The sequence below is a fragment of the Epilithonimonas mollis genome, from assembly GCF_900142325.1.
GTDB lineage: Bacteria > Bacteroidota > Bacteroidia > Flavobacteriales > Weeksellaceae > Epilithonimonas > Epilithonimonas mollis.
Map to the genome: position 1 here is coordinate 75993 of NZ_FRAM01000002.1, position 16131 is coordinate 92123.

13 protein-coding genes are annotated in these 16131 nt (G+C 40.7%); 5 read left to right on the forward strand and 8 right to left on the reverse strand.

All coding sequences use genetic code 11. From position 1 onward, the window contains the following. Window positions 1-24 precede the first annotated feature (24 nt). The 4 genes from BUA97_RS07825 to BUA97_RS07840 all read left to right on the forward strand — a co-directional run bounded on the left by BUA97_RS07825 (window position 25) and on the right by BUA97_RS07840 (window position 3364). Window positions 25-1125, forward strand: coding sequence for a BamA/TamA family outer membrane protein (locus BUA97_RS07825; protein WP_165894377.1), 1101 nt, complete (start codon window positions 25-27; stop codon window positions 1123-1125). A gap of 63 nt (window positions 1126-1188) precedes the next feature. Beyond that, window positions 1189-2013, forward strand: coding sequence for an RteC domain-containing protein (locus BUA97_RS07830; protein ID WP_072997308.1), 825 nt, complete (start codon window positions 1189-1191; stop codon window positions 2011-2013). Window positions 2014-2171: 158 nt separating this feature from the next. Further along, a complete protein-coding gene (locus tag BUA97_RS07835; protein WP_072997309.1) occupies window positions 2172-2900 on the forward strand; it encodes a helix-turn-helix transcriptional regulator in 729 nt (242 codons plus the stop codon). A 59-nt stretch (window positions 2901-2959) separates the two neighbouring features. Continuing rightward, window positions 2960-3364 carry a VOC family protein gene (locus tag BUA97_RS07840; protein ID WP_072997310.1) on the forward strand — a complete coding sequence of 135 codons (405 nt, stop codon included), beginning with the start codon at window positions 2960-2962 and terminating at the stop codon, window positions 3362-3364. 38 nt (window positions 3365-3402) lie between these two features. Here BUA97_RS07840 and BUA97_RS07845 read toward each other — a convergent pair whose 3' ends face one another. After that, entirely contained in the window at window positions 3403-8847 is a 5445-nt protein-coding gene (locus BUA97_RS07845; protein WP_072997311.1) for a helicase-related protein, read from the reverse strand. Continuing rightward, on the reverse strand, window positions 8834-9271 hold the full coding sequence (locus BUA97_RS07850; RefSeq protein ID WP_072997312.1) for a DUF1896 domain-containing protein: 438 nt from the start codon (window positions 9269-9271) through the stop codon (window positions 8834-8836). The genes BUA97_RS07845 and BUA97_RS07850 overlap by 14 nt, the downstream gene beginning before the upstream one ends. A 173-nt stretch (window positions 9272-9444) precedes the next feature. Here BUA97_RS07850 and BUA97_RS07855 point away from each other — a divergent pair, with 173 nt between their 5' ends. Further along, window positions 9445-9621, forward strand: coding sequence for a histone H1 (locus BUA97_RS07855; protein WP_072997313.1), 177 nt, complete (start codon window positions 9445-9447; stop codon window positions 9619-9621). Window positions 9622-9652: 31 nt separating this feature from the next. Here BUA97_RS07855 and BUA97_RS07860 read toward each other — a convergent pair whose 3' ends face one another. The 6 genes from BUA97_RS07860 to BUA97_RS07885 form a co-directional block, all read right to left on the reverse strand. Next, window positions 9653-10531, reverse strand: a complete 879-nt coding sequence (locus BUA97_RS07860) for an ORF6N domain-containing protein (RefSeq protein ID WP_072997314.1) — start codon at window positions 10529-10531, stop codon at window positions 9653-9655. Next, complete coding sequence (locus BUA97_RS07865; protein WP_072997315.1) at window positions 10521-12614, reverse strand: type IA DNA topoisomerase; 2094 nt, start codon at window positions 12612-12614, stop codon at window positions 10521-10523. Before BUA97_RS07865 ends, BUA97_RS07860 begins: the two co-directional genes overlap by 11 nt. Before the next feature lie 2 nt (window positions 12615-12616). Then, complete coding sequence (locus BUA97_RS07870) at window positions 12617-14068, reverse strand: DUF3945 domain-containing protein (RefSeq protein ID WP_072997316.1); 1452 nt, start codon at window positions 14066-14068, stop codon at window positions 12617-12619. Window positions 14069-14167: 99 nt separating this feature from the next. Then, on the reverse strand, window positions 14168-14461 hold the full coding sequence (locus tag BUA97_RS07875; protein ID WP_072997317.1) for a helix-turn-helix domain-containing protein: 294 nt from the start codon (window positions 14459-14461) through the stop codon (window positions 14168-14170). Window positions 14462-14472: 11 nt separating this feature from the next. Continuing rightward, a complete protein-coding gene (locus tag BUA97_RS07880) occupies window positions 14473-14826 on the reverse strand; it encodes a helix-turn-helix domain-containing protein (RefSeq protein WP_072997318.1) in 354 nt (117 codons plus the stop codon). 260 nt (window positions 14827-15086) lie between these two features. Further along, a complete protein-coding gene (locus tag BUA97_RS07885; protein ID WP_072997319.1) occupies window positions 15087-15932 on the reverse strand; it encodes an RteC domain-containing protein in 846 nt (281 codons plus the stop codon). Window positions 15933-16131: the final 199 nt, after the last annotated feature.

Consider the following 16131-nt stretch of genomic DNA (forward strand, 5'->3'; position numbering starts at 1 on the left):
CCATTAAGCAGAAGGATCTGTTTGATGTCATCGAAAAGATGTTTAATATACATACCTCCGGAACCTCGTGACACCACGGATAAGCCATTCAGCTTTTCCGTACTGCCATTGACTACAGATGTTCCCGGAGGTGGCAGGGCTTTGGTCACCACGGTAACAGGAAGTTTTTATCTCGGAAGCCGAAAAAACACGAATTTATCCGAAGTCTGGTTTGTTCCCTATTTCGATTTTGAGGGCAGGTATGGACTCCCTGTACGTTCCTACATCTGGCTGGATCGTAACAAATGGGCTTTACGAGGCGATATGCGGATTTTGAAATACCCGGAATACACCTACGGATTAGGAAAGCTAAAAACTGATGATGACAAGTTATTAGTCGATAGGTCATATCTGCGTGTTTACCAGCAAATATTCAGACAGGTTTCTCCCGGACTGTTGTTAGGGGTTGGATATCATCTTGATGTCAATTCAAAGATTAAAACAAACTCCCAAGACCCAACACTTACACAATTTTCCGGATACAATTATGGAACCACGAACGGAACAACCAGCACCTCCTCCGGTATCAGCTTCGATTTACTATATGATACGAGGGGTAGTTCGATAAATGCATCAAAGGGAAGCTACTTAAATATTACGTACAGGATGAATCCCGAATTTATGGGTAGTGATCGTTATTGGCATTCTTTGTATGTGGATGCCAAAAAATATTACAGATTGACCAAGTCTCCTGAACGGCAGAACCTGATCGCATTATGGAGCTATTACTGGACAACATTTAATTCCAATGCTCCTTATTTTGATCTGCCATCCATTGGATGGGATGATTTCAATACTTCGGGTCGTGGTTTTCAGCAGAGCAGGTTTCGTGCGAAATCCCTGTTTTATCTGGAAGCGGAATATAGAAAGGACATCACACGTGATGGACTGCTCGGATTTACACTGTTTTCAAACCTCAATAGCACAGAGGACTATAAAAATCCGCTGTTCTCTAAATGGAGTTTAGGCGTCGGTGGTGGGCTAAGGATTAAGGTCGATAAATTATCCGGCACAAATATATCGTTGGATTATGGTTTCAGCCGTGGCTACCACGGCTTTTACATAACATTGGGGGAATATTTTTAATCTTCTGTGGCTACGCCTGTATAGACTTTTCCTTTTAAACCAAAAACACTAAAATAAAGCTGAATGAATAAATTTTTGAATGAAAAACTCCATAGTCTGGAAACCACAATTCATGAATGTGAGTTGGAAACCGATTATTCCATACAACGTATAGAAACCATTATTCACCTCATTGTAAACTGTCTGTCTGAAGTAAAAGAATATGTTCTAAAAAGAGGTTTTAAGAATACAGATGAAGAAATCCGTTTTTTCAAGTATCAGAAGCCTGCAATTGTGGCAAAGCTCGTTTACTACAATGCCATTTATAAAATTGAAACCAAAAAGCCAAACAATAGTAAGGCTATAAAAAAATATCTAAATGAAGAATTGAGAAAACTCAAAAAGTATTTTGACAACAATCTCGAATTTTATAAATACTACCGGACTAATAATTCTTTCATTGATGACAAGCTCTTTATCAGAGGTAAATATGATATAAAATTGAGTCTGGATACTGTTTATTTTGAAACCGACCACAGATTTTCCACGTCTCATGATTACAAAGCGGCGAAGATTATAGCTAATGACCTGATACGGGTTTATCTTGAAGATCAGCTTCATAACACGCATCAAAATAAGACTTCTGAAAAGCCTGTACTGAACTGGACAGGTAGCAAAACAGCATTAACGGAGTTGATATATGCTCTATATGCACACGGCATATTTGACAATGGAAATGCCGACATCAAGGTTATTGCCAAAACATTTGAAAGCACATTTAATATTGACTTAGGAGATTTTTATCATACATTTTTGGAACTGAAAGCCCGAAAAATAAACCGAACGAAATTCCTTGACAACTTACGTGATGCACTGATTAGAAAAATGGATGAGTACGATGATAAGTAGTTTTGTTTGATAATACCCGCAATGTAGTTTATCCATAAGATATAAACATTTGCTTATTTGAATTTGATAACTTTGCAGGATGAAACGGAAAGGAAACCATCTAAGATAATGAGTAAATAACCAGGACAATATCTAAGTCTGTAAGACAATAAAAAATCGTGAAAAAACACATAAAAATAGGGTTTTCGGACATTGGCGGGATTTATATCGGTAAAGACATCCAGACCAGCGAACATCTGCATCACGCTATTACCGTTGCTGTATCGTTTTCAGATGAAATTGATTATTGGTGTGAGCGGCAAAAGGTTTCCTGCAAGGGAGTAATTATGCAGGCTAACACTATCCGAAAACTTGTCAATCCTGATAACAGCTACATTGCTTTTATCCATATCGAGCCTTTCTCTGAACAAGGCTTAAAACTAACCGACAGAAAAGAGCCCTTCAAACAATTATCGCTTATTCAGGTAAAAAATATAACCAAACGTTTAGAAAAATGGCTTTCAGATGAGCAGAATGACGAGAGCTTGACCAAAAAAATAATTGACAAAATTATTTCCGAAATTGGCTATACTTCTGGTATTGCGATAGACAAAAGAATTAGAAAAGCAATAGATAAAATCCGAAAAACAGAAGACATAACGCTCAAACAGATTTCTGAACACAGCCATTTATCAATGTATCGGTTTTCTCATCTTTTCAAACAGCAAACAGGAATATCTTTTAGAGAGTTTGTTTTATATACGAAATTAGTCAAATCCCTAAAAGCAGTTTATCAAAAACAGAGCCTTACACACTCTTCTTATTTAGGTGGTTTTTCAGACCAAGCACATTTTACACGAACATATTATAAGGCATTCGGCATATTGCCCTCTCAAAGCGTAAAATAGCAACTCCGTTCAATTTTATGGCAGGGTTAATAACAATCTTTGCCTAAAAATAATTGAATATGAAAACATTAGTTGCTTATTTTACGATTAAAGGCAGAACAGAAGAAGCCTTGAAATTCTATGAAGATTGTTTTGGAGGACAGACAATTTTTGTACAACGGTATTCAGAAACACCTTATCAGGTATCGGAAGCCTATAAGAACAAAATTGCCCACGCTGAATTTAAAGCGGAAAACGTTCATTTCTATATTTCTGACGGTTTTGAAAAGGAAGAAATCAGTTTTGGAAACGGTATTGGAATGACAGTAAATTTTGATAATCCTGATGAACAAAAATCAGTTTTTGAGAAATTGAAAATTGACGGAAATGTAACATTTGATTTTTTCCAAACAACGATTGACACCAACCTGGTGTGTGTCATAGATAAGTTTGGGGTACATTGGTATCTGAACTATGTAAAATAACGTCTGCCAAGAAAAAGGGAGCTTATAAAAAGCCCCTTTTATAATACCCCTCTTGGTAAATGAATGCCTTTTGTTCGCACAATACTTTCCGAAACCTTTGGTGTTTCTTGCTGTTTTTCAGTTTGTTCTTCGGGTTCGTCGTGTGTTTTGGGCTTGATAGATAACTGTATTTTCCGCTCAACAGAAGCCAGCTCGGTTTTAAGTTCGTTCAATCGGTTCTCTTTACTCCACGTACCGTTCAACACTTCATGAAGAACAGGTAAATCCTTTTTAATTTCGGCTATTCTCTTTTGTTCCTGTTCAATGTAGGAAGGTAGTTTTTCCAGTGCATTAAGGAAATTCATAGATGCCAGCTTCTCATCTTTGGCAAGGATACCGTTGTTGTAGGTATATTTGATATTTCCCTCGCCCTGTATCAAAAATCGGTTTACCCGAATATCCGCACCGTCCTTTTGCGACATTTCCGTTTTTACCAAAAGCTGAAAACCGTAGAGGCTTCCGATTTCCTCATAATCCCCCCCTGTACGGGATTTGTCCGCAAGCTGATTGAGCTTTGTACCGATTTGTTTTGTATCCGCATTTGGCGACAAGCCGTCCAGCTTAATAAGGTTAGCAACAGTACCATCCGACAGTTTTTGAATACGCCCTTGCAGGTTATTCCAGTCAAGGCTCATACGGTCAAATCGGGATTGGGTTCTGTCGAGTTCTGCCGTATAGTCTTCCAATTTATATTTGGCACTCGATTTTGAACGGTTGAACGATTGCCTTTCGCTTTCCAGTCCGGCAATCTGTTTTTCTATTTTAGCTTTGTCCAACAGGTCGGTATTGCCCATAAGAATAGCCACGTATTCTGAGAAGTTCATGCCCGATTTTTCGTCCATACTGCCCTCGTCAATCGTCCGTTTGCCGAGATTATTGGATTTTAACTGGTCGATAAATAGCTGTTTGTTGTACAGCAGGTTGAACTTGTAACTGTCCAACGATTTTTCTACTGCATAAATAATGACATCCACTTTATTGTTGTTAAAATGTTTGGCTATTTCATTGCCTTTTCGGATAGCCCGACCATCCCTTTGGGCAAGGTCGGACGGTCGCCAAGGCGTATCCAGATGATGTACGGCAACGGCTCTTTTCTGTGCATTGACACCTGTACCGAGCATACTCGTAGAACCGAACAACACACGGATTTTACCGCTGTTCATTCCTTGTATAAGTTCTTTGCGTTGCTTGTCATTTTTCGCTTCCTGTATAAAGCGGATTTCGTGTGCAGGTATGCCGTGGTCTTCCGCCAACTTGCGTTTGATTTCGGAGTAGATATTCCATTGGTTCGGTTTGTATGTTCCCAAATCCGAAAACACGAATTGCGTTCCTTTCTGTGCATTGAATTTGTGGTAATACTTAGCGATATTATTCGCACAATGCGTAGCCTTGTTGTCGGGGTGGTCTTGGTAATGAGGGCTTACCATCCGCATATCCAAAGACATCTTACGGGCGTAATCCGTAGCGATGAGCATTTTTGCTTTTTCCTCTTTTTTAGATAAAGGTTCTCTGCCCAATAATTCGCCTTTGCCTGTTTTGGCAAACTCCATCAGCTTTTCGATAAATTGCTCCTGGTCTGGCGTAGGCGGTATGTTATAAAACACCTCGTTCTTTTCTGGGCGGTCAATACCAATCATTTCCGCAGTACGGTAATCCGTGATTTCGGAATAGAATTGAGCCAGTTCCGGTACTTTGATAAAGTATCGGAAACGCTCTTTTGCCACGATATTATTAGCTACCGAAAATTCATAATCGGTCGTTTTCTTTGCATAAATCGCTGCCCACGCATCAAAGGAGTTAATACCCTGTTTTGCCAATGCTCTTGGTCGCAGGTATTTAAAGAGCAGGTACAGTTCGGTAAGCGAATTGCTTATGGTAGTTCCCGACAGGAAAGTTGCCCCCATATCCGCATCAATACGCTCCTGTATGGTACGGATAGCAAACAGCAGGTTCAGTGCCTTTTGGCTTCCCTGTTGATTGCCCAATCCCGCAACCCTCGAATGCCTTGTGTTGAACATCAGGTTTTTGAATTGGTGGCTTTCGTCTACAAACAAATGGTCTATACCCATCATTTTGAAATCTACAATGTCATCTTTGCGGTTTTCAATATCGTGTTGCAGCGTTTTGAGCTTTACTTCGAGGTTTTCCTTTTGTTTTTCCGCTCCGGCAAGCATACCTCTGGTTACTTCATCTCCTTGACTACGCAAAACATCAAGATTTTCTTCTACGCTGTCTAATTCGATTTGCAGGATTTCCTTTTGTATTTCGGGTGATTGCGGTATCATCCCGAATTGGTCGTGTGTGAGTATCACACAATCCCACTCGTTGTTTTTAATATCACCGAAAATCCGCAGACGTTTTTCGGGCGTAAAGTCATCAATGCCCGGATAGAGGATTTTGGCGTGGGGATAAGCGGTGCGGTAGGCTTCGGCAATTTCGGGTACATTGGCTTTCAGTCCGATAATCATCGGTTTGTGTGCCAAGCCCAAACGCTTCATTTCCTGTGCTCCCGTACACATTATCAACGTCTTTCCTGCACCTACTTCGTGGTCGCAGATAGCACCGTTGTTGAGCTTTATCATCCAGACCGCATCCTTTTGGCTCGAATACAGGTCGTCAATCTCCAATCCCTTTCGGTCTAATCCCGGAAACTCCTGATGTGAGCCGTCGTAGTTCGGGCGGACAAAACAGTTAAAGGTGTCGTTGTATTGGTCGGTCAGCCTTTTTTTGAACACATCGTTTTGGGCGTGAAGCCAATCGGTAAAGGCAGTTCGGATTTCGTCAATCCTGGTATTCGCCATTTGTATGGCTTCCATATCCCTTACCTTAACATCTTTGCCATCTACCTGTACTGTTTTAGAAATATCGGGCGTGGTATTGATGAGGGCGTGTTTGAGCAGGGCAATTCCGTCATACGTCCGGCTTTTGGCTTTGACCGCATATTTATCCCAAATGTGTACGTTCTTTTGCTTACAGGTTACGGAGAAATCGTCGGCACTATCGGAGTAATGGATACGGACTTCTGTATCGAAAAGGTGCGATGCAAACCGGGCATAAATGCCTGCGGGTATCCAGCGTTCGCCGAGATTAAAATCGAGTTCCTCAAATTCGATACGTCTTGGTCTTGCTTCCTCTAATACGGTAAGGCTTTCTTTGGCTTGGGCATCATCGGGATTGTTTTCGAGGTGGGCTCTGACCTCTTGTGCTTTCTCCACAACGTTGCCCGCAACCCAACGTTCAGCAATTTCATATTCCTTTTCGAGCGGATTGTAATAAATACGACCGTGCAGGGCTTCCCTCAAAGCATCAGCAGGCATATTGCTGATTTCGGACATATAGCCCAGATCCACGCTCCCGTATTTGTTCAGCGAAGCGGATAACGCTTCTTCGGGATTGTCGGTTGTTATGGTTACAGTTGAGAAACTTACAGGACGACTGAAAATATCCGATTTATGAATAATACCGCCTTTTACACGCTCCAAATAAGGTATTTCCTTTCCGGCACTATCTGTTTTTATCAACTTGATGTTATCGGCATTGTTAAGGTTCCCGTACCGCTTCACAAAGGCATCGTAAAGACGGTTAAGAGTTTCCCTTTCTTTTTTATGCTCGATCTGTTGTTCTGCTTCTTTGGTGTATAGCAGTTGATAAACATCACGCACCCCGATATACGCTTCGGCTCTTGCTTTCTGTAAAGGCGGCAATTGCAAGGGGTGGAAAACAGCCGTACCGTCTTTTGCCTCTACTTCTTGCAGATGACCCACCCAGCCATTATCCACGACAAGGCAGTCGTTTCGGTGGAATGCTTGCAGTTCGCCACTGTACGGAGCAGGTTCGGGGATGGTGTTGATTGCTATGTCGGGATCGGCTGGCTTATCAGCGTGGCCATTCCCGCCAACTTGTGAAAACAAGTCGCCGATTATTTCCTGTCCGGTGTTGTTCGGTCGAGTGTTTCTCTTTACTGTACCGTTTGAAGCAGGAGGCGTGTAAGATTGTTGCATTGTACCGCTGAACAGGTCGGTTTGCCGACCCATAGGAGCACGCCTGCTTTTTACTGTCTTTCTTTTACTCTGGGTAGTTTTCTTTGGTGGAGCAAGAACCGCTACGGGTTCCCCTGCATTCTCAAACAAATCGAAAATGCTCAGTTGCTTTAATTCCTGTGGACTTTCCTGAACGGTTGCAGGTGGAATATTTCGTTGTTTAGGTGGTTCCGTCTGAACTGTTAAAGGTTCGGCAACCGGAGGTGCGACTGTCGGGGTAATTGGTATTGGTGTGATGGGGTCATCGTTCCGTTTGCCTTTGTATAAACCTAAATCCAAATATTTTCCAAAATCATCGGAAAGCATTTGATTGAGGTCTTTTGCTATGCCCTCAATACCCCCTTTGTGAGTATAGATGAGAGCAGGTTGTCCGTAAGGATCGGTGTCTATTTTTTTGTCGGTATGAACCACCCTGTCGAGATCTCCCAATAATACGTTAGTTGAGAAGTTTTCCGCTGTTATGTATGTGCCGCAGAACTTATTTTCTCTCCAGGAATTTTTTTGTTTTTGTATATCTTTTTGTAATATGATTAAATCACTTCCAACCTCTGTACCTGCATAATCCGTAAACAGGTTATTCGGCAATCGAATAGCCGAAACCAGATTGTTGTTTTCCATTAACGCCCTGCGTATTGGCTCATTCTTTGGACTGTTCAGAATACCCTGAGAAGTAATAAACACCTGTAAACCGCCCTCACGAAGCATGTCATTTCCTTTTAAGAAGAAATAATTGTGGATGCTGCGGGCAGCCTGTACTTTTGCGGGGTCTTTGCTTCGGGAAAACGACAGATCAAATACCGAAGTATCCCCAAAAGGGATATTGCTTGCAATTACAGCATACGAGCCTTGCTCTTTTTCAGGTATCTCTTCAAATCCGCTAATGCGGATAGTGCTTTCAGGATAAAGGTGCTTTAATATTTTGCCTGTGAGCAAATCCTTTTCATAAGCAGTAACTTTAGCCTCCCGGTTCTCTGCAAATGATTGTATAAAGGAGCCGATACCTGCGGAGGGTTCGAGGAATGTATCAATATTAAGACCGCTATTCCTCAATGTCGAAGCAATCGTATCTATGACCTGTGGTGGTGTATAAAAAGCAGTCAGTACCGAGCTTTTCATACTATCTACATACCGACGGTATTGCTTATCGTCTTCGGAATTTTCTTTGAGCAGTTTATGGAGTTCCTGTGTTATCGGAAAAAGATCATGTTCGGTTTTTCGCCAATGATTGATGTCTATTTCATTCGCTATGGGATTCAACACGAATTTAAGACCGCCAAATCCGCTGTAACGCTTCATTAGCAGTCTTTCCTCTGCGGTGGCTTGTCGTCTTTCCTTTTCTAATGTAAAAGCAATCCGCAGGGCTTCGATGTTGTGCTGGAGGTGTTGCCTTTTACTGAAGCCCATTTTCCTCTATCCATATTGCGATAGTTCCCGTCAGTTCGGTATAGAGGACATCAAACTCATAACCGTAAGCGAAATCATCTGTCAGTTTATATTTGGCAAAAACAGGCTCACAGACGGGAAACATTTTGAAGGCGAACGGTCGCAGTTCCTCGTCTGCCATAAGGGTATCAAACTCATTGCAGACCACTTGAAAAATGGTATCGAATTTGGAGAAATGCAGGTTTTCAAACAGAATGTAATTGGCTATCTCATTGCATTGGTCGATAGCGTTGCCGGAGCGGAACGCTCCCTCATAAGCATTCGCTGCCCACGAGGAACGCTGGTCGATAAATTTTTGATCGTTGGCTTTTTCGGGAAAGCTCGAATTAAGATGCTCTTGCAGTCGTAAACGGAAATACGACAAGTCTTTTTGCTGTGTACTCATAATAATTTTTGTTTAGAAATTTTGCGTAAAGCCTAAAATTAGAGTAGAGATCAAGAGCCTTTGAAGATGTGGCAGGGTTTGGCTTTGAGAGGCAGGATTTGTCGTAAAACGTAGTTGATGTAAGGGCTTAAAAATGTACTTTTGTTTGTTATAAATTTTAATCCATTATCATAATGAATGAACTAATCGAAAAAATCAACGCAAGCATTGAAGCATTCAAAGCTGATGCGGAATTACAGGCAGAAAAAGGGAACAAAGCCGCAGGAACAAGAGCCCGTAAGGCTTCTCTTGAATTGGAGAAACTTTTAAAAGAGTTTAGAAAAGTTTCGTTGGAAGCATCAAAAAACTAAAATAAAACCCTCTGAAATTTCAGAGGGTTTATTATTCGTTCAGAAGTTGAAGCATCCTGCCGACTTCTATATCCATTCTGGAAAAAGCAAACCATTTTTTGCCCAGGTCTTTTAGCGAAGCTCCAATATGATACAGTTGCGTCTGGTCTATGATCAAAAATCGGTCATGGGCATCGGAGAAAATCTCAATTTCAATCGGGGGATATTGGCTGTTGTATCGTTGTAAGTCCAGCCTTAACTGATTGCTGATATTTTTGGTGTAGATTTTTGCTGTTACGTTATCCTTACGTTTGCCCAACAAGGTCAGCACTGTATCATCTGTGTAATTATCGAGCAGGATAATTGATTTATCGGCACTTCGGATAATGTCTGATACAAAGGTATAGGCATCAAAGACCTGTCCATTGTAAAAGATACCTTTTTCGCTATGGAGCTTGTCACTTTCCAAAGCCTTAAAGATTTCTTCAAATTTTTGATCGGCTTCTAATTGCTTTAATTCAATATTATCCAAACGATGGAATAAAGAAGCATTGCTAATAAGCATTCTACGCATTTCTACAAATGCTTCCATAATTTCTACACTGACTTTGACAGCAACATCAGAACGAAGTATAGCAGAAGCCATTGCAACCCCTTGTTCGGTAAAAACATAGGGCAGGTAACGCCGTCCACCGTAACTCAAACTTGAGGTTCCAATTTGGAACCTCAAGTCTTCAACTTCCTTATCGGTCAGTTGAAAACAAAAAGAAGCAGGAAACCGCTCAATATTTCTTTTTACGGCTTTGTTGAGGTTCTTTGTTTCCACTTGGTATAAAGAAGCGAGATCGCTGTCCAACATCACTTGCTTGTCACGTATGGTATAAATCAGATTTTTGATTTCTTTAGGTACAATAGTCTGTTTATTTTCCATTTCGTTTATTGCTTTTCTTGTTCTCAAACTCAAACGAACTCTCGGCATTTTCTTTTAGCACGATGTAAGCATCGAATTTCTTTCCGGCTTTGCTTTTCATTCCTTTGATTAACGAGGTTTTGCCTTTATTGACAAGGCTCGTTATATCATCTATCCCGATTTGCACTCCACATACATTGCGGAACTGCACCCAGCTACAATTTTCGTCAGGACATTTGACAATCTTGTCACGGATAATGAGTTGCCGGGTTTTACATTTCGGGCAGGCAAGTTGGGGTAGGTTCCCGTTGGCAATGGAGGTTTGTAACAATTCATCCGTGATGGATTTGGCATAAGTTTCCATCTCCCTCTGAAATACCCTTGCATCTACTTCGTTGTTTTCAATTTTCTGTAATGCTAATTCCCATTCGGCAGTCATCGCTACATCTGCAATTTTACGGTCTTTGACCAATTCATAAACCTGTAATCCTTTTTCGGTCGGGATTAAAGATTTCTTTTCCCTTTGGATATAATTGCGGGTAAACAAGGTTTCGATTATTGCGGCTCTTGTCGCAGGCGTACCGATGCCGATATTTTGCAGGGCTTTCCGTTCTTCTTCATTTTCTATTTCCTTACCAGCGGTTTCCATAGCTGACAAAAGTCCGGCTTCGGTATAAAGCACAGGTGGTTTGGTTTTCTTCTCCAAAACGGAGGCTTCTTTTATTTTTAGTTCATCGCCCTTTTTAAGTTCGGGCAAATCCTGTATCGGTTCGGTGTCTTCATCCATAAAATTGCCTTTTATGGAACGCCAACCTGCATCCAGGATCTTACATCCTTTCAGCGTAAAATCATAGTGTGAAACTTCCAATGCTATATCGGTTATCTCTTTGACACAGGCTTGCGAAATGGCTTCGAGCAAGCGAAAGGCAATCATGTTATAGACTTTTGTTTCGTCTGCGTTGAGTGCGGACGGGATTTTATCAGTAATCAACAATCCATGATGGTCAGTAACACGGAGATCATTTACAATCCGTTTATTGAAACGACCCCATTTCATTTTGGCTATGGCTTGTTTAAAATTTTCGTTGTCCTGCAAGGCTCTTACGAGATTGGGAATCTCACTCCACATATCTTCAGGGATGTATTTGCTTCCTGTACGTGGGTAGGTGATGAATTTCTTTTCATAAAGGCTTTGAGCGATGTTCAGGGTTTGTTCGGCAGACAGGTTCAGCTTTTTGTTTGCTTCCTTTTGCAAGCCTGTAAGGTCAAAAAGCAAAGGTGGTTGCTCCGTTGCGTTTTTGCTTTCCACAGCTACAACCGTAGCAGTGCCGTGTCTTCCGATTAACCGCAATGTATCATTTGCGAGCTTTTGGTCTTCCCATTTGGTTTTAGAAATGCTTTTAAAATCTATATCCTCTTTTCGGTGCAACAACTGTATTTGCCAATATTTCTTTACCGTAAAATTCTTGTTTTCCAAATAGCGTTTACAAATTAACGCCAATGTAGGTGTCTGCACTCTGCCGAGTGAATAAATGCCGTTGCCTGCGGCTATGCTCAATGCTTGTGTGGCATTGATACCTACCAACCAATCGGCACGGCTTCTGCCTTGTGCTGCCTGATACAATCCGTCAAATTCTTTTCCGTCTTTCAGTTTCTCAAAGCCTTGTTTGATGGCTCTTTCGGTAAGCGAGCTTATCCACAGCCGTTCAAAGGGTTTACGGCATTTCAGGTGTTCATAAATGTATCTAAAAATAAGTTCGCCCTCACGCCCTGCATCGGTCGCAACGACAATGCTATCACTACGTTGAAAAAGTTGTTCGATAACTTTTAGTTGTTTCAATGCTCCTGTATCGGCTGTATAGCCTTTGTTCTTTTTGACTTTTCGGACAGTCAAAATAAACGGATTGGGGAGTATCGGCAATGATGCCTGATCAAACCCCGAAATTCCGTAATCTTCGGGCATTCCCAATCCGACCAAATGTCCGAATGCCCACGTAACAAAATAGCCATTCCCTATAAGGTAGCCGTCCTTTTTTTCGGATGCTCCCAACAGGCTGGCTATTTCTTTTGCTACGCTTGGTTTTTCTGCTATAACTGTTTTCATAACTAACTAACTTTTCTACCTCTTGATTTTGCAGGCTTGTTTTGTTGCTCCTGCTGTTTTTCATTTTTAGGTCTTTGTTGCCCGGACTTCAAAGGCTCTTTGATGTTTTTGGTCGCTTCGTTGGTTTTACCCTGCGAATTGACGGCAGTTTGCGTTTTGTGGGCTTCGGTAGGTTGCATTCTTTCTTTATATTGATTTGGAAACTCAAAGCCAGTTTTTCCGGTGTCTTTGTTGAACGTGATGTAACCGTTATACGTTTGCCCTTTCTTATCGACCAGACCTGCCATATACACGGTTTGACCCGCTTTGAAATCCTTATACTGCTCATCGGTCAGTTCCTTACCCCGAAATGTTTTTGGGGCTTCCTGTGGTTGGCTTTGCTGATTGTTTTGTTGGTTATTTTGCTTTTGTCCGTTGGAGTTACTACGGTCAAACAAAAATTCAGTATAGCGTTTATCAGCATTGTACTGTACGGTTGCCGAGAACTCCGTTCCTTTTGTGGAAATCATCCCCTCCAATTTGAGCGGTTTGCCCTCCATTAAGGTTTGCTTTTGCTCATCGTTCAGTTTTACCCCCTTAATTTCATCGGGAATTTTAATGAAATCTGTTCGCAGGGCAATTACATCATTGGTAAGCCTGTCAATACTGATAATAGACGGCATTAGTTCGCCTGTTTTAGAATTGATTAGATTAACCACACGCCCCATGTTACCTGTTTCGAGCAGGTTTTTCTTATCCTCATCTGTAAACTTGTGTCCGAAGAACTCAAAATGCAGATTAGGTTCTTTTTTGATACCGTGTATTGCCACGATAGCATTTCCGTCTTCGCCTTGCTGTAAAGACAGGCGGGCATCTGTGCGGAGGATGGAACCGCCGAGATTGATGCCTATTGGCACAAGTTCGTTGGTTTTATAACCTCTTAGCAAAGGATCGAGCAGGTTTCTTTTTTCAAGATATTCCTTACTCAATCCGATATTTTTCATTGTATCCCAATCGATCTGCTCCGGCTTGTAGCGGTATTCGCTTGTTTCCGGTGTTGTTTGTGCTGTTGCCATATCATTTTTATTTTCTTGTTTATTATTCTCTTGTATGTCGGTTTTTACTTCGTGTTCTTTCATCATCTTTTCGCCCTCCGGAGTGGGCTTGTCAACCTGCTTCTGCATTTCCTTTGCCTTTTCAATAGCTTCGGGTTCAGCAACTTTAAAAAATGAAAAGTTGGTTGGATTTTTCAGTTGACTGAAAAAGTTAGAGAAGAAATTAGAGAAGAAATCGCCATGCTTATCCACACGCATAAATTGATTTTGATTCTTTTTCGTGGGGTCTACGGTTTCCATTTTTCCGTTTTCGTCAATGCTCTTTACGGCTTGGATTTTCATTTTTTCTTTATCCAGCACTAACAATATGTCCGATAACTGTTCGGGCATTTCCTGCTTGTTTGTTATTTCTTCGCTCATAATCATAAAAATTTAAAGTTCATCGCCGAAAGTAAAGGAAGCGTTCACTGACTTGCCCGATGTGGCACTCAAAGGCAGTATTTGTCGCTCATTGGCTTTCTATTTGTTCGCAGGAGGGTTAAAGCTCTCCCTGATGAACTGATGCACATCGGACAGCTTGTAATACAGCTTTCCGCTTATTGTGTAATAGGGTAGCTTTCCAATGGAGCGATACCGTTGTAGAGAGCGGTTGCTTATTTTCAGCATTTGCAGTAAGTCTTGATTATCCAGCAATTCTTCGCCATCAATGCTGTTTCGTTTCTTTTGCAAGTCGTCTATATTGTCGCTCAGCATATCGAACCTGTCCATTATACGTTCCATCCACGACAAAAATTCCATTCTATCAATATTCATAAGGATAAGTTTTAAAGTTTGTCGGATTTTATTTTTCTACCTTTTTCGATATAGCTTTTGCCCTTTTCCATAAGTTGTTGTACATACTCGTCACTACTCTGTATGGCATTGGCATTGAGCATATCCTTAATTGCTCCGATGGTATAGAAATATTGTCCATAGATTTTTGAATACGCTATCTCGCTTTTATTACGCATACGCCACAAAGTCTTTTCGCTGATGTGCAGATATTGGCATACCTCGTGGTTATTGAGCCACAGATCGTCATAGCTTGTGTCTTCCAATCTTTTCAGATAATCAGCAATAGCGTTGATACGGCTATTTAGATTTTTCCACGCTTCTTCTTCTATAGTTATGATTTTCATTGCATAGCTTTTTAAAGTTCACTATGCAAAATTGCCAAAGGTGGCAGTGTTTGTCCGCCAACCTTCGCCAATTGGTTTGGGCATTTTTTGAAAATTTTTACAATTGAAAAAAAAACTTATCAGATAAGGGTTTTAAGGGATTTTAAATGTTTCGTCAACGGATTCAACCACCGTTCGCCAATTGGTGTATATTGGCAAATGATACAAACAAAAAAGCAGTACACGGTAATGTACTGCTTTGAAAATAAGACGATCATAAACTAAAGGTCTTTATCCATATATTCTTCCAATGAGTTTTTGAGCTGGTCTAAAAATGCAGTTCGGGAACCGCTTCGGGTTTTCATTCTGTGGAAAGCGTGATGTATATCGTTTAGCGGTGTTTGGAATAAAACCTGAAATATCAAGGCTAATTTTTTGATACCGATTTTTCCGTAGCTAACAGAATTTGAGGCATAGATAGCGTATATAAGCTCAATAAGTGCGTTTTGCGAGTTCGTCCAAGAAATATCCATGTTGGCATCTCCACTTATCAAAACCATTTCGGGATTTTCTTCGGGATTGATTTTAGTAAGTAGATAATTATACAGTAATTCATTTGCAATAATATGGGCAACCCGATTGTCATAATACGTTGAGAAATTAAGGTCAATTTCAAAGACACCGCTATTTAACCCATCGTGGTAGTTGATTTGTCCGAGCCTGAAATAAGTATGGTCACGGTCTGTTCTCCCTGCACGGTAATACTTGTAAAAATCCGTATTACAGATACTATCCTTGTATTCGGATTTGAGATTTTTTAATTCATTTTCAAAATAGGCATAATACATTTTGCCGTTGCTGACAGGGCAGGTCGTTTCAATACGGAATACCTTGTTATAATAAATGAGCTTTCCTAATATCTCTGGTTTGATATTCTTGAAAAAGTCAACCTCCTGTTGTTCATCCTTAAATCCAGTTTGTAAGACTGAAGATTTTACAGAACACAGCATTTCTCTTAGGAATATGGTCATTTCATAAGCCTCTTCCGATGTTCGCATCATTTGAGAAGATACTTTGTCTTCCTGATGCCGAATTTGCAATAATATTTTGCTCAACGTAATTTCCATAGCATAGACTTTTTAAGTGTTTGACACTATTTGTTTCGGAGCTATATCTATTGTCGGTATGGCAAAATTTGAAAATAATATTGAAACTTTTTCCACAGATTCCCCCATATTGGGAAAGATTTTCATTAACGGATGTACTTTAGTAGCTGTGAAAAGATAAAAAAGGGCAAAGTATTTAGTGTTACTTTACCCTTATTTT

What these genes read in the sequence shown, in the direction of transcription:
- BUA97_RS07825 (WP_165894377.1), top strand. Translation starts at nt 25, where the DNA reads ATGTCATCGAAAAGATGTTTAATATACATACCTCCGGAACCTCGTGAC.
- BUA97_RS07830 (WP_072997308.1), top strand. Translation starts at nt 1,189, where the DNA reads ATGAATAAATTTTTGAATGAAAAACTCCATAGTCTGGAAACCACAATT.
- BUA97_RS07840 (WP_072997310.1), top strand. Translation starts at nt 2,960, where the DNA reads ATGAAAACATTAGTTGCTTATTTTACGATTAAAGGCAGAACAGAAGAA.
- BUA97_RS07845 (WP_072997311.1), bottom strand. Translation starts at nt 8,847, where the DNA reads ATGGGCTTCAGTAAAAGGCAACACCTCCAGCACAACATCGAAGCCCTG.
- BUA97_RS07850 (WP_072997312.1), bottom strand. Translation starts at nt 9,271, where the DNA reads ATGAGTACACAGCAAAAAGACTTGTCGTATTTCCGTTTACGACTGCAA.
- BUA97_RS07855 (WP_072997313.1), top strand. Translation starts at nt 9,445, where the DNA reads ATGAATGAACTAATCGAAAAAATCAACGCAAGCATTGAAGCATTCAAA.
- BUA97_RS07860 (WP_072997314.1), bottom strand. Translation starts at nt 10,531, where the DNA reads ATGGAAAATAAACAGACTATTGTACCTAAAGAAATCAAAAATCTGATT.
- BUA97_RS07865 (WP_072997315.1), bottom strand. Translation starts at nt 12,614, where the DNA reads ATGAAAACAGTTATAGCAGAAAAACCAAGCGTAGCAAAAGAAATAGCC.
- BUA97_RS07870 (WP_072997316.1), bottom strand. Translation starts at nt 14,068, where the DNA reads ATGAGCGAAGAAATAACAAACAAGCAGGAAATGCCCGAACAGTTATCG.
- BUA97_RS07875 (WP_072997317.1), bottom strand. Translation starts at nt 14,461, where the DNA reads ATGAATATTGATAGAATGGAATTTTTGTCGTGGATGGAACGTATAATG.
- BUA97_RS07880 (WP_072997318.1), bottom strand. Translation starts at nt 14,826, where the DNA reads ATGAAAATCATAACTATAGAAGAAGAAGCGTGGAAAAATCTAAATAGC.
- BUA97_RS07885 (WP_072997319.1), bottom strand. Translation starts at nt 15,932, where the DNA reads ATGGAAATTACGTTGAGCAAAATATTATTGCAAATTCGGCATCAGGAA.